15 protein-coding genes are annotated in these 13,483 nt (G+C 29.3%); 2 read left to right on the top strand and 13 right to left on the bottom strand.

The annotated features are described in order from the left end of the window. Positions 1 to 34: 34 nt before the first annotated feature. The 5 genes from ACYQ1T_RS06360 to ACYQ1T_RS06340 all read right to left on the bottom strand — a co-directional run bounded on the left by ACYQ1T_RS06360 (position 35) and on the right by ACYQ1T_RS06340 (position 3,751). On the bottom strand, positions 35 to 784 hold the full coding sequence (locus ACYQ1T_RS06360; protein WP_459833062.1) for an acyl-[acyl-carrier-protein] thioesterase: 750 nt from the start codon (positions 782 to 784) through the stop codon (positions 35 to 37). A gap of 83 nt (positions 785 to 867) precedes the next feature. Continuing rightward, positions 868 to 1,050: a DUF1858 domain-containing protein gene (locus tag ACYQ1T_RS06355; RefSeq protein WP_459833057.1), complete on the bottom strand. Its 183-nt coding sequence runs from the start codon at positions 1,048 to 1,050 to the stop codon at positions 868 to 870. A gap of 118 nt (positions 1,051 to 1,168) precedes the next feature. Continuing rightward, a complete protein-coding gene (locus tag ACYQ1T_RS06350; RefSeq protein ID WP_459833055.1) occupies positions 1,169 to 1,363 on the bottom strand; it encodes a DUF1858 domain-containing protein in 195 nt (64 codons plus the stop codon). Between the two features lie 147 nt (positions 1,364 to 1,510). Then, positions 1,511 to 2,347 (bottom strand): hypothetical protein, encoded by an 837-nt coding sequence (locus tag ACYQ1T_RS06345; protein WP_459833052.1) that lies wholly within the window; start codon positions 2,345 to 2,347, stop codon positions 1,511 to 1,513. Between the two features lie 114 nt (positions 2,348 to 2,461). Further along, a complete protein-coding gene (locus tag ACYQ1T_RS06340; RefSeq protein ID WP_459833049.1) occupies positions 2,462 to 3,751 on the bottom strand; it encodes an adenylosuccinate synthase in 1,290 nt (429 codons plus the stop codon). 228 nt (positions 3,752 to 3,979) lie between these two features. On the opposite strand from ACYQ1T_RS06340, the gene ACYQ1T_RS06335 reads away from it, so the two are divergent. Then, positions 3,980 to 5,152 carry an NAD(P)-dependent malic enzyme gene (locus ACYQ1T_RS06335; RefSeq protein WP_459833046.1) on the top strand — a complete coding sequence of 391 codons (1,173 nt, stop codon included), beginning with the start codon at positions 3,980 to 3,982 and terminating at the stop codon, positions 5,150 to 5,152. A 48-nt stretch (positions 5,153 to 5,200) separates the two neighbouring features. Here the strand turns inward: ACYQ1T_RS06335 and proC are convergent, their stop codons facing one another. Next, positions 5,201 to 5,998: a pyrroline-5-carboxylate reductase gene (gene proC, locus ACYQ1T_RS06330; RefSeq protein ID WP_459833043.1), complete on the bottom strand. Its 798-nt coding sequence runs from the start codon at positions 5,996 to 5,998 to the stop codon at positions 5,201 to 5,203. 130 nt (positions 5,999 to 6,128) lie between these two features. Between proC and ACYQ1T_RS06325 the strand changes: the two genes are divergently transcribed. Next, the gene (locus ACYQ1T_RS06325; protein WP_459833040.1) at positions 6,129 to 6,482 is read left to right on the top strand and encodes an Hsp20/alpha crystallin family protein; all 354 of its coding nucleotides are present in this window, start codon (positions 6,129 to 6,131) and stop codon (positions 6,480 to 6,482) included. A 29-nt stretch (positions 6,483 to 6,511) separates the two neighbouring features. Here ACYQ1T_RS06325 and ACYQ1T_RS06320 read toward each other — a convergent pair whose 3' ends face one another. From ACYQ1T_RS06320 to ACYQ1T_RS06290, 7 genes are all read right to left on the bottom strand, one after another. Next, positions 6,512 to 7,849 carry a replicative DNA helicase gene (locus tag ACYQ1T_RS06320; RefSeq protein ID WP_459833037.1) on the bottom strand — a complete coding sequence of 446 codons (1,338 nt, stop codon included), beginning with the start codon at positions 7,847 to 7,849 and terminating at the stop codon, positions 6,512 to 6,514. A gap of 99 nt (positions 7,850 to 7,948) precedes the next feature. After that, positions 7,949 to 9,847, bottom strand: a complete 1,899-nt coding sequence (gene lonC, locus ACYQ1T_RS06315; protein ID WP_459833035.1) for a Lon family ATP-dependent protease — start codon at positions 9,845 to 9,847, stop codon at positions 7,949 to 7,951. A gap of 12 nt (positions 9,848 to 9,859) precedes the next feature. Beyond that, entirely contained in the window at positions 9,860 to 10,306 is a 447-nt protein-coding gene (gene rplI / locus ACYQ1T_RS06310) for a 50S ribosomal protein L9 (protein ID WP_459833032.1), read from the bottom strand. Between the two features lies 1 nt (position 10,307). Next, on the bottom strand, positions 10,308 to 12,275 hold the full coding sequence (locus tag ACYQ1T_RS06305; RefSeq protein ID WP_459833029.1) for a DHH family phosphoesterase: 1,968 nt from the start codon (positions 12,273 to 12,275) through the stop codon (positions 10,308 to 10,310). A 4-nt stretch (positions 12,276 to 12,279) separates the two neighbouring features. Beyond that, the gene (locus ACYQ1T_RS06300) at positions 12,280 to 12,597 is read right to left on the bottom strand and encodes a MazG-like family protein (protein ID WP_459833027.1); all 318 of its coding nucleotides are present in this window, start codon (positions 12,595 to 12,597) and stop codon (positions 12,280 to 12,282) included. A 150-nt stretch (positions 12,598 to 12,747) separates the two neighbouring features. Next, positions 12,748 to 12,990: a 30S ribosomal protein S18 gene (gene rpsR / locus ACYQ1T_RS06295; RefSeq protein ID WP_459833025.1), complete on the bottom strand. Its 243-nt coding sequence runs from the start codon at positions 12,988 to 12,990 to the stop codon at positions 12,748 to 12,750. A gap of 33 nt (positions 12,991 to 13,023) precedes the next feature. Continuing rightward, positions 13,024 to 13,479, bottom strand: a complete 456-nt coding sequence (locus tag ACYQ1T_RS06290) for a single-stranded DNA-binding protein (protein ID WP_459833022.1) — start codon at positions 13,477 to 13,479, stop codon at positions 13,024 to 13,026. Positions 13,480 to 13,483 lie beyond the last annotated feature (4 nt).

Here is a 13,483-nt window from a genome sequence, read left to right as displayed (position 1 = left end):
TATTGAAATAATTTAAGATATCCTTTTTTCTTTTCTATATTTTCTTCCATACACCAACTAATTTAGTTAACTCTTTTTCATCTGAACTTTCTATTTTATGAAGAGTAGTTAAATAGCCCTCTTCTTCCTCTCTATATGATGAAAATACATTTATTTTACTTCCATAAATACATTCTTTCTCAAAGGTTACTTTTATACTTTCTAACTTATAATTATTTAAAATATCAATTGGTAATGAATCTATTGCCCATTCTATATATTTAGTATTATTTACATGTCTATTAAAATCTATATCACTATATCTTGCTTCAAAGTCTTTTTCAAACATAGGCTCTTGAAGTCTTTCTAATCTTTCTATCTTAAAGCTTTCTTTCATATCCCCATCTAATCCATATATATCATACTGTTCTTTTGGAACCCTCATAGTTTTTCTTTTTTCTATATTTATTAGGAAGAATATCGCTTCTGCTTCTACAATAATATTTCCATTACTATCATATATTTTATATTCTCTTAAGGCATAGAATTTTTTAAATCCTATTGGCTTTGTTTCAGCTTTTATCTTCTCTCCACACTTTGGATACCTGTTTACTTTTATATTATATTGATAAAATACCCATGCCATATTTCTATCAATTAAATACTCTATTCCCCCTCCTAGTATTTCTGATTGAGTTGTTCCAACATCACATAAAATATTTATTAGTGTAGTTATTGTGCAATTTAGTTCACTATCTACTTCATAGTAATGTACTTCATATTCTTTGCTATATAACTTTCCCATAACTCCTCCTATATACAGTGCTAAATATTAATTTAAATTAACTAAAAACTCTGTAGAATTTTACTACAGAGTTTTATATTTAATTACTTATTTAATGCTTCTAGTAATGCTTCTAAGTTTAATCCATGTACACCAGCTGCTTCTTCTATACTTTCTGCTTGTGCTGATGGACATCCGACACATCCCATACCAAAGCTCATTAATATTTCAGCTGCATTTTCTTTTTGTCTTATAACTTCACCAATTGTCATGTCCTTAGTTATCATATTTTTCACCCATCCTTATACTATTTTTTCTAAATCTTATATTAAAATTATATACATAGTTTTTTTTTACGTCAAACTCCTAAATAGCATTATTTTACATAAATTTTCTTATTATAATCTAATAATATCTGTTAAAGTTTACTTGCTTCAATATTACCTCTATATTAATACCATGTCTTAAGCAAACCTCTTCTAGAGTTATCATTTCATTAGTATTAATTCCTCCACATCCAATTCCAAAACTCATTAAAACTTGTTGCGCTTGATGATTTTCGTTTATAGCCTCGCTTAGAGTCATATCTCTTGTTATCATAATTTACTTTACACCTCATTTCTAATTCTATATTTATAGTATTAGATTAGAGTATATATATAATACATCTATTTAACTTCTCATATATTCTCATAATTAAATTGAAAAAAGAGTAGAAACTTTATCCAAAGCTTCTACTCTAATTATTTATATTATCGGATTATTATCTGCAAAATTTTCTGATTTATTATCTATTTCAACTGTAGCTAATATACATGCAGCTATTGTATAGGCTTGTATAACTAAACTACCTACTAAAGTAATTATCACTCCTATAAAAGGTATAAACTCAAATATAACTAATACTAAACCTGCAATAGCTGTAACACCACCAATAGCCGCCATCTTCCCTATAGTCCTCCAGAAGAAACCCTTTCTAAATAATCTAAAAGTCTCTGATATAGCTTCTGTAACACTTAAATCTCTAACAACTAACATTACACTAAATAATAAATTGATTGGTGCAATTATAATTGCTATAGCTATTAAAGCTGGTATAACTAATACTAAACCTATTCCTAGTGTAAGGAGTGTTATTATAATAACACTTATTATCATTATAATTGAAAATGCCATTCCCATTAAAGCAACTAATATAGTAAGCCCTAAAATGCTCCATTTTTTATTCCATACATACTTTAATGAGTTTTTCCATGTAGCTTCTACTCCATTATTAGCATCATTTAAAAATTTAATTACTGCAAAATTACAATACATACATATTAATGATATCAATAATATTATTATCATAATTCCAAAAATAGCTGTTACATTAGCTAATAAATATGAAAGATCATCATAATAACTATAACTAGATACTACAGATATCCCTACCCCTGTACCAATTGCAATAATTATTAAAACTACTATTGGAACTGCAAACACCCCAATTATTTTTAATAGTTCTACCCAATTTTGTGTAAATAAATCTAAAGCTTTTGACAATATTTCACCTATAGTTAAACGTCTTTTCCCTAATTCCATAAATTACCTCACCTTTATATTATTTATATTAATTCTATCATATTTTACCATAATTTATGTGTTTAAATAATAAAAATATACCCAAATATTTTTTAATATTTGGGTATATTGCTTTTATAATTCTTTTGTTACTCTTATAGTTTGATCTCTTCTTGGACCTACTCCAATTATAGAAATCTTAGTTTCTGTAAGTTCTTCTATTCTCTTTAAGTATTTCTTAGCATTTTCAGGTAATTCTTCATAGCTTCTAGCATTTGCTACTTCTTCACCCCAGCCTTCAAACTCTTCATAAACTGGTTCACACTTAGCTAAATCTTCTAAGCTTGCTGGGAAATAATCTATAACCTTATCTTCAAACTTATATCCAACACAAACCTTTAGAGTTTCTAAACCTGCTAATGTATCAATCTTAGTTACACATAGAGAAGTTAATCCTGATACTCTTACAGTTGTCTTTAATATAACAGCATCTAACCATCCACATCTTCTTGATCTTCCAGTAGTTACTCCATATTCATGACCTTTTTCTCTAATCCAGTCACCAGTTGCATCATTTAATTCTGTTGGGAAAGGTCCTTTACCAACTCTTGTTGTATATGCCTTTGCAATACCAACTGCATTAGTAATCATTGTTGGTCCTATACCAACACCATTGCTTACTCCACCTGCTGTAGTGTTTGATGAAGTTACATAAGGATAAGTTCCATAATCTATATCTAGTAACATTCCTTGAGCACCTTCAAATAGTACAGTTTTATCCTTCTTTATTTCATCATATACTCTAACTGATGTATCTTGAACGAATGGTCTTAATCTTTCTGCAAAACCTAAGTATTCAGCAAGTATTTCATCGTAATTTAATGCTTCTCCACCTAATACCTTTGTTATGTATGCATTTTTCATTTCTATATTTTCTTTTAGCTTAGCTTCAAATACTTCTTTGTGCATAAGATCGCAAATTCTTATACCACATCTTTCAAATTTATCTGTATAGCAAGGTCCTATTCCTTTACAAGTTGTTCCTATATCATTTTTTCCTCTTGCTTTTTCTTTTAATATATCTAAAACTTTGTGATATGGCATGATAACTTGAGCTCTGTCACTCACTATAAGTTTTTCTGGTGTAACCTTTACTCCTTCACCTTCTAAATAGTCTATTTCAGTGAATAAAGCTTTTGGATCTACTACAACTCCATTACCTATAACATTTAACTTATCATCATATAATACTCCTGATGGAATTAAATGAAGCTTATATTGCTTATCACCAACCTCAACTGTATGACCTGCATTATTTCCTCCTTGGAATCTAACTACAACTTGAGCCTCTTCTGCCAAGTAATCTGTCATCTTTCCTTTTCCTTCATCTCCCCATTGAGCTCCTAGAACAATAAACGCTGACATTTATCCTGCCTCCTTATTTAAAGACTATAAAAGTCTTAATTAAACATTATTTTGATTGCTAATTACAATCTCCACATATCATACTAGCAAAGTAATTAAAAACTTTCAACTTTTTTTGCGAATATTTTTTTGCATTGTTTTATAATAATTCGTATAATTATTATGTTATATGTTTTATTTTAAGTTAATTAATATAATTTATTCTATAAATTTAAAAGAGGTGTTTTTATGAATATTTACGAGGAAGCATTAAAATATCATGAAGAATTAAGAGGTAAACTTGAAATTACCTCTAGATGTAAAATAGAAAATGAAAAAGATCTAAGTTTAGCTTATACTCCTGGTGTAGCTGAACCATGTAGAGAAATACATAAAGATCCATCAAAAGCTTATTTATATACAAGAAAATGGAATACTGTAGCAGTTATATCTGATGGAACTGCTGTGCTTGGTCTTGGAGATATCGGCCCACTAGCTGCTTTACCTGTTATGGAGGGAAAATCAATTCTATTTAAGGAATTTGGAGACGTAGATGCATTTCCTATTGTTTTAGATACTAAAGATACTGATGAAATTGTTGATACAATATCTAGAATTGCTCCTACTCTAGGAGGTATAAATCTTGAAGATATTTCTGCACCTAGATGTTTTGAAATAGAAAAAAGATTAAAGGAAAAATTAGATATACCTGTCTTCCATGATGATCAGCATGGAACTGCTATAGTTGTTCTTGCTGGCTTAATTAATGCTTTAAAAATAGTAAATAAAAAAATTGAAACTATTAAAGTTGTTATAAATGGTGCTGGTTCTGCTGGTTCTGCTATTTGTAAACTTCTTTTATCATGTGGTGTTAAAAATATAATAATGTGTGATAAGCTTGGAATTATTCATAGAGATATGGATTTTATTAATGATTCAATTAAAGAACTTTCAGAAATAACTAACTTTAATAATGAAACAGGCTTATTAAAAGATGCAATTAAAAATGCTGATGTTTTTATAGGAGTTTCCGCTCCAAATTTAGTTTCAGAAGAAATGGTTAAATCTATGAATTCTGATTCTATTATATTTGCCATGGCAAACCCAATTCCTGAAATATTCCCTGATTGTGCAAAAAATGCTGGTGCTAAGGTTATAGGTACTGGGCGTTCAGATTTTCCTAATCAAGTAAATAACGTTTTAGCATTCCCTGGAATATTTAGAGGGGCATTAGATGTTAGAGCTACAGATATTAATGAAGATATGAAAATTGCAGCAGCATATGCTATAGCTAATGCTGTTTCTAAAGAAAATTTAAATCCTGATTTTATACTACCTAAAGCATTTGATATTAAAGTTCAAAAATTAGTTGCAAAAGCTGTAATGGAAGCAGCGATTAAAAGTGGTGTAGCTAGACTATAAAAAAAGAGTAAGCCTTAGAAATTATTTATAAGGCTTACTCTTTCACTTTTACATATTTTTAGATTTATCTGCACACTTTTCCATTGCTTTTATAATGGAATTTCTAAAGCCTTGATTTTCTAACTCAGTTACAGCTTCTATAGTAGTTCCCCCTGGTGAACAAACCATATCCTTTAGATCCCCTGGATGTTTTCCTGTTTCTAATGCTAGTTTAGCTGATCCTAAAATACTTTGTGAGGCCATTATATAAGCTTGCTTTCTCGGTATTCCAAGTTTTACAGCTGCATCTGCCATAGCTTCTATAAACATAAAAACATATGCTGGAGATGAACCACATAATGCTATAAATCCATGAAAATATTTTTCTTCTAAAATTTCGTATTTTCCAAAATTAGTATATAAATTACAAATATAATTTATTTCATCTTCTTCAACTAATTTATTAGGACAAATGGCTGACATTCCTTCACCTACTAATGCAGGTGTGTTTGGCATTGTCTTTACTATTTTCACATCTTTTTCAAACCACTGTTCAACATCATCAAGTAATATTCCAGCTGCTATTGTTACTATAACAACATTATCTTTTATATAATCTTTTATCTCTTCGATAACACTTTTATACATATTAGGCTTAACTGCTAAAAATAGTATATCTGAAAATTTTGCTACCTCTACATTTTTTAATGTAACATTTATTCCTAATTCTTTTTCTAATTTTTCTGCTGAAACTTTTGTTCGTGTTGATACTAATATATTATTTTTATCAATATCATCTGATTTTAATAAACCTGATAACATTGATTTTCCCATATTTCCACAACCTATAAATCCTATTTTCTTCATACTTTCCTCCTAAATTTTATATGTAATTTCTAAATTTACTTAATTTAATTATTATTATATTTATCACCATATCCCTCATAGTATAGCTTGTTCTATTATAGAAAAACTATATATAAGGAGGTATGGTATTATGAATTTTAAAAATACTGATTTAAAACTATATAATAAGGCTATTAAGAAAGACTATGTTTTAGAAAATAACTCCTTAAACTCGAATCAAACTCCAATATTTAATATAACTCAAAATAATAATTTTTATGATGTTTATATATCTCTTAGAGGATTATCAAAGGATGAAATCTTAGTAAAATATATAAATAATTTTCTTATTTTCAATTTATCCTTAAAAAATAAAAATAATAATTCTATAAAATATAAAAGATCTTTTTATTTAAAAAATATTGATATTGATAAAATTGAAAATATTATTTGTGCTAATTTAATTTATTTAAAAATACCAAAAATTATCAATTCTAAAGATTAATAAAAAAGCTATGCACTTGCACAGCTTTTTTAGTCTTTATAAACTAGTTCTAGATTGGCAAACTTACTATGAGCTCCAATCCACGCCATTTTAACCGTTCCAACTGGGCCATTTCTTTGTTTAGCAATAATACATTCACCAATATTTTTTTCTTCAGTTTCTTTATTATAATACTCATCTCTATATAGGAACATTACAACGTCAGCATCTTGTTCTATTGATCCTGATTCTCTTAAGTCAGATAACATAGGTCTGTGATCTGCTCTTTGCTCAGGGGCACGTGAAAGCTGTGATAATGCTATTACAGGACAAGACATTTCCTTAGCTAATGCTTTTATAGATCTTGATATTTCTGATACTTCTTGTTGTCTACTCTCACTTCCAGAACTACCTGACATAAGCTGTAGATAGTCTATAAGAATCATATCTATACCATGTTCCATTTTTATTTTTCTACACTTAGATCTCATTTCCATTACACTTAAACCAGCTGTATCATCAATAAAAATTTTAGCTTTAGATAAAGGACCTGTAGCTCTTGCTATTCTTTCCCAATCATCATCATCTAAATTACCTGTTCTAAGTTTTAACATATCTACATTTGCCTCAGAGCATAATAACTTATATGCAAGTTGCTCTTTAGACATTTCTAAGGAGAATATAACAACACTTTTTCCCTCTCTTAATGCTGCATTTTCTGCTATATTTAGTGAAAATGTTGTTTTTCCCATTGATGGTCTTGCTGCTATTAGAACCATATCACCTTTTTGAAATCCAGATGTTTTGGCATCTAAATCTCTTATTCCAGAACCTACACCCGTTATAGTTCCTTTATTATTAAAAAGTCTTTCTATCTCTAAAAATCCTCTTTCTAATACTGTTGATAATGCTTCATATTCATTTGAACCTTTTTTTTCTGCTATATCAAAAATCTTCTTTTGTGCTAAATCTAGTACATCATCAACCTTGTCTTGCATATTATAGCTTTCTTCTATTATAGCCGTTGATGACTTAATTAATTTTCTTAATAAAGATTTATCTTCTACTATTTTAATATATGCACTTAAATTTGCTGTAGTTGGAACTGAAGCACTTAGTTCTGATATGTAAGTTACTCCACCAGCTTTTTCAAGCATATCTGTTGACTTTAGATATTCTAATAAGGTTACTAAGTCTATAGCCATATCTTGTGAGAACATATCCCTTATAGCCTTATATAAAACCTTATGTCCATCTCTATAGAAATCATCTTCTTTAAGTTTTTCTAACACCTTTGCTATAGCACTTTTATCTATTATCATAGATCCTATAACTGATTGTTCAGCCTCTATACTTTGAGGTAGACTTCTCATAATTGGTGCTTCCATAAGTAACCTCCTTACTTTTGTTAATAGATACATTATATCAAAGTTATTTAAATATATAAATAAAATTAAGCTCCCTTCTATAGGAAGCTTAACCTTTAATTACTTTTCAAATACTATATCCATTACTTCTTCTATATGATCTATAGATTTAACTTCTATATCATCTAGCTCTAGTGGAACTTCTTTTTCATTTGCTTTAGGAATTATTACAAGCTTAATTCCCTTTCTTCTAGCTCCATATATTTTTTCAAAAATACCACCTACTGGCTTCACATTACCTCTTAATGATATTTCCCCGGTAATAGCTATATCTTGTCTTATAGGTTTTTCAAGTAAAGCACTTATTATACACACAGTTATTGCAACACCTGCTGAAGGTCCATCTATTTTTCCTCCACCAACTACATTAACGTGTATATCATAATCTTTTATATCTTTTTCTGTTATTTTTCTAATAACTGAAGCTGCATTAAATACAGAATCCTTTGCCATAGAACCAGCTGTTTCATTAAACTTAATAGTTCCCATTCCCTTTTTCTTGGCCGGGAATACTGCTGCTTCTATTTCTAATGTTGATCCTATAAATCCACTTACACCTAAACCATATATATGACCTATTTCATACTTATCGATATCTTCTATTATTTCATATGGTGAATATCTACCTATTGAAATTACTTCTTCTACATCGTTAAGAGATATATAGTGATTAGCATCTGATTCACTATCTAAATTATATAATGCATATCCATATGCATCTGATAGTATATTTACAGCCTTTCTACCTTCTATGGTATATCTACTAATAAACTCTGCTACTCCATCTTCTAGAGTAACTTTTAACTTCTTAGCTGCATTTTCTATTATACCTTCTATATCTTTTGATGATAAAGGTTCAAAATATACTTCTGTACATCTTGATCTTAGTGCTGGATTTATTTGTCCTGGATCCTTTGTAGTTGCTCCAATTAAAACAAAGTCAGCTGGTGCACCATTTTCAAATAAATACTTAATGTATTTAGGCGTATTTTCATCATCTGGATCATAATATGATGATGAGTATTCTACTCTTTTATCTTCTAATACCTTTAGTAACTTATTTTGAAGTATATCATCAAGTTCTCCTATTTCATCTATAAATAATACTCCACCATGAGCCTCTGTTACTAATCCAGTCTTTGGCTCTGGTACTCCTATTTCTGCTAAATCCTTTTTACTTCCTTGATATATAGGATCATGAACTGAACCTAATAAAGGATTGGTAATTTCTCTTGGATCCCATCTTAAAGTTGTTCCATCTACTTCTACAAACTTTGATTCATCATCAAAAGGTGTAAATCTTAGTTTTTTAGCAGCCTCTAATGCTAATCTAGCAGCAGAAGTTTTTCCAACTCCTGGAGGTCCATATAAAAGTATGTGTTGAGGATATGGTGAGGACATTTTAGAAACCAGTGACTTTACAGCTCTTTTTTGACCAATAACTTCATCAAATTCACTTGGTCTTAATAAACTCATTACATTCTTGTTTATTTTTTTAGCATCTAAAGCTTCTAATCTTTCTAACTTCTTAGTAGTCTTTCCACTTTCTGGTCCCTTTTGTTTCTTTATTATAGATAACTTTATATCATCCATAAACTTATCTTGTCTCTCTGCTAAAGCCTTCTCAACCTGGCTTTCTACCTTATTCTGTACATACTTTCTAGCTATATTTTCTGATATATAATATATAGTATCTTCTAATACACCATTAACACTATCTTCATTAGGAATTGTTTTTACACCTTTGCCATCTGAAGCAATCATATTTAATGCATATACTCTTTCATATACATTTGGAGAGTTAACATGCTTTTGAAGTTTAAATCTTACTGTTCTAGCTCTTACAGCTCCCTCATCTAATATATTATTAAGTATTTGATGTATTACATTAACTTTTGCATCTAATGATAAATCACTCTCTAACAAACTCTCTAAATTTGTTTCGTTGTATTCCTTCAAGTCTAGTCCTCCTTATGCTTGCGGAACAATAATTACTTTCATCTTAGTAGTTACCTCTGGATATAATTTAATTTCTATATCATAGCCACCTGCAACCTTTATTGTATCCATAACTATTTTCTTCTTATCTATTGAAAGGCTGAATTGTTTATTTATTAATTCTGCTACATCTTTGTTAGTTATAGCTCCAAATAACCTACCACTATCTCCAACTTTAGCTTTAAGAGTTACTTCCTTACCTTTTAACTCTCCTGCTAATTTTTGTGCCGCTTCTATTTCAGCTAATTTTTTCTTTCTTTCATTTTCTTTTTTTGTATTTAATATATGCATGTTATTATTATTAGCTTCTTCTGCTAATTTTCTTGGAAATAAATAATTTCTTGCATATCCATCTGATGCTTCTATAACATCACCTTTTTTACCTAATTTTTTAACATCTTGTAATAATATTACTTTCATGTTATTCACCCACCCTTAAATGTTTTGTTATTGATTCTTTTAGTATTTCTACTGCTTTATTAGTTGAAATGTTATTTAGTTTTGCTCCTGCCATATTCATATGGCCACCACCACCAATGGCTTCTAATATTATTTGAACATTTATATCTCCCATTGATCTACCACTTATTATAACATCACCATTGATTTTTGCTAATACAAAGCAAACCTTTATTCCTGATATGCTTAAAAGTTCATCTGCCGCTCTAGCTACCATAAAACTCTTTTTCATTTTATTTGGAGCTACAGCTATTGCAACACCTTTTTTAATTACCGCTGATTTTATAGTATCTGCAATTAATAAGTAATCCTCTATGTTATCCATAAACATCTTCTTAACTTCTATTGTATCAGCACCCATAGATCTTAAGAAGGATGCAGCATCAAAGGTTCTAACTCCTGATTTAAAAGAGAATCCCTTTGTATCCATGAATATACCTGCTAGCAGCCCTTCTGCTTCTAACTTCGTCATATTTGGTTTTTGAACCATATATTGAATAATTTCAGTTACCATCTCTGATGTAGATGATGCGTAAACTTCTATATAGCTTAATATTGCCCCTTCTATTATATCAGGACTTCTCCTATGATGGTCTATTATTATTTTTCTCTGTGCTTTTTCTATTATATTTAAATCTTGCACATAACTTTTATTGTGAACATCAACAATTATTAATAATGATTTATCATTAATCTCCTTTGTTGCATCCTCTGAGGTAATAAATAAATCTTCATATCTATTATCACTCTTTAATTTAGATAGAAAATACTCTATAGCATTAGTATCATTATTTAGTATAATGTTGCATGGTTTACCTAATTGTTTTACAACTGAAGATATACCAAGAGCTGATCCAAAGCAATCCATATCTGGACTTGTATGACCTATTATAAACACATTACTACTTTCATATATTAATTCCTTTAAAGCATGAGATATAACTCTAGCTCTTACTCTTGTTCTCTTTTCAATTTCTCTAGTATTTCCTCCAAAGAATTTAATTTTCTCATTGCTCTTTACAACTACTTGATCTCCACCTCTACCTAAGGCTAATTCTTTAGCTGTAACTGCAAAGTTATAATTCTCTTGAGGACAAGTTCCACTTCTACCAATACCCATACTAAGAGTTACTTCTAACTTATTTCCTCTATCAATTTTAGATATACTTTCTAGAATTGAAAATTTGTTGTTAATTTCTTCATCTATGTACTTATCTTGAAGTGAAAGAACATATTTATTAGAATCATACTTAACTATCATTGCCTTTAATTTTTGAGCATATACATTGATAGACTTTTCTATTTCTGCAACAAGCATAGGCCTATCACTTTCTTGAACTGTTTCTAATACTTCTGATAGATTATCTACTTCTATTAGCATTACACTTTCTTTAGTATTCTCTATATTCTTTAAATTACTTATGTTATTAAAATACACAACGTAAATATCTTCGTTTAGCATAGTATTTTCTTTTACTTTACTTGCATATACTTTATATAATGCATCTGATATTTTAATTTTTTGATGTAAATCCTCATCACATGTCAAAAGCCTAGCTAAGTTTAATCCCCTAGCTATACTAACAACATTCAATCCTACTGAATCTTCCTCTGTAAATTCTTGAAACTTATTATTCTTCCATATTATTTCTCCATTGCTTTTTATTATTGCAACAGGAAATATCAAGCCTAACATATTATTATTTATGGCATCATTTATATTTATTTTAATCTCTTCAATATACTCTTGATTTTTATTTCTAGCAATATATTCTGTTAAGTTAAATAATATATATATTGCCATTAATATAGATCCTAACAATGCACTTTTAATATAATAAAATGATATACATGATACTACAAATACTAGAGGTACTATTATCTGACTGATATTCTTTAATTTCTTATTCTTCAAATTATCCCATATCATAAATTTAATGGTGCTCCTTTAAATGTACTTGAAGTTTACTTAGACTTCTACCATCCTTTTCATATTCATGCCCCTCTACTATTCCATTTTGTAATTTAACCTTCATATCATCATCTACATCTTGACATGAATAACCTAACTTTTGTGCTAATACATATAAAACTAATATTGCACCAGATATGCAATTTAAAATCGCATCCTGAGCTACGTTACTTCCCTTCGTAAGTAAATGATAAAATTCTCCTATTATACATAGTAAATTAGCTTTTAGCTTTTCTATCATTTTTATATTAGCCATTATATTTAAATCATCTCTCTTCATAACTCTCACCCCTATAAATACCCTTGTATTTATATTTTAATTATAATTTATTATTAATGCAACAAATTATAGAGTTATATTACAATATTTGTAAATTGTTATGGTTTTTCTATAGCAAAAAACCCCTGACAAAGCAGGGGCTCACAATTACTACTCAGTTGTGAATGGTAATAATGCTATATTTCTTGATCTCTTTATAGCAGATGTTAATTGTCTTTGGTGCTTAGCGCAAGTTCCAGAAATTCTTCTTGGTAATATCTTACCTCTTTCTGTAACGAACTTTCTTAACTTAGTTATATCTTTGTAATCTATAACTTCAGCTTTTTCTACGCAGAAAGCACATACTTTTCTCTTAGATCTTCTCATTTTTCCAGATCTCTTCATATCTCTCATGCTTAGTTCCTCCTTATTAAAAATTTAGACATCCTAGAAAGGCATATCTCCATCATCTACAGGAGTCATGTCTTCCTCAAAATTTGGCGCATCAAAAGTATTTCTTGATGGCGCTGAATAATCAGAATTTGAAGATCCCCATCCACCTTGTGATGAACTTTGGTCTCTTCCACCACCAGCGTTTCCTGAACCGATAAATTCAAATGAATCTACAACTATATCAGTTGTATATCTTTTTGTACCATCTTTTGCATCATAACTACCAGTTCTAATGCTTCCAGTAACAGCTAGCTGTCTACCTTTTGTAAGATATTGTGCTATTGTCTCTCCAGTTTTACCAAAAGCTATACAGTTGATAAAATCAGTTTCATCCTTTTTAAACGGTCTTGTAACAGCTAAAGAAAATCTTGTAACAGCAGTACCGCTGCCAGCTGCAAAGTTTAATTCTGGATCTTTAGTGAGTCTTCCAATAAGTATTACCTTATTCATACAA

Source organism: Clostridium carnis, from assembly GCF_054657435.1.
Note: the sequence above shows the minus strand (reverse complement) of the source record. Positions and strands in the feature narration are given on the sequence as shown.

Coding starts and splice junctions, on each gene's coding strand:
- ACYQ1T_RS06360 (WP_459833062.1), bottom strand. CDS start 784: ATGGGAAAGTTATATAGCAAAGAATATGAAGTACATTACTATGAAGTA.
- ACYQ1T_RS06355 (WP_459833057.1), bottom strand. CDS start 1,050: ATGATAACTAAGGACATGACAATTGGTGAAGTTATAAGACAAAAAGAA.
- ACYQ1T_RS06350 (WP_459833055.1), bottom strand. CDS start 1,363: ATGATAACAAGAGATATGACTCTAAGCGAGGCTATAAACGAAAATCAT.
- ACYQ1T_RS06345 (WP_459833052.1), bottom strand. CDS start 2,347: ATGGAATTAGGGAAAAGACGTTTAACTATAGGTGAAATATTGTCAAAA.
- ACYQ1T_RS06340 (WP_459833049.1), bottom strand. CDS start 3,751: ATGTCAGCGTTTATTGTTCTAGGAGCTCAATGGGGAGATGAAGGAAAA.
- ACYQ1T_RS06335 (WP_459833046.1), top strand. CDS start 3,980: ATGAATATTTACGAGGAAGCATTAAAATATCATGAAGAATTAAGAGGT.
- proC (WP_459833043.1), bottom strand. CDS start 5,998: ATGAAGAAAATAGGATTTATAGGTTGTGGAAATATGGGAAAATCAATG.
- ACYQ1T_RS06325 (WP_459833040.1), top strand. CDS start 6,129: ATGAATTTTAAAAATACTGATTTAAAACTATATAATAAGGCTATTAAG.
- ACYQ1T_RS06320 (WP_459833037.1), bottom strand. CDS start 7,849: ATGGAAGCACCAATTATGAGAAGTCTACCTCAAAGTATAGAGGCTGAA.
- rplI (WP_459833032.1), bottom strand. CDS start 10,306: ATGAAAGTAATATTATTACAAGATGTTAAAAAATTAGGTAAAAAAGGT.
- ACYQ1T_RS06305 (WP_459833029.1), bottom strand. CDS start 12,275: ATGATATGGGATAATTTGAAGAATAAGAAATTAAAGAATATCAGTCAG.
- ACYQ1T_RS06300 (WP_459833027.1), bottom strand. CDS start 12,597: ATGAAGAGAGATGATTTAAATATAATGGCTAATATAAAAATGATAGAA.
- rpsR (WP_459833025.1), bottom strand. CDS start 12,990: ATGAGAGATATGAAGAGATCTGGAAAAATGAGAAGATCTAAGAGAAAA.
- ACYQ1T_RS06290 (WP_459833022.1), bottom strand. CDS start 13,479: ATGAATAAGGTAATACTTATTGGAAGACTCACTAAAGATCCAGAATTA.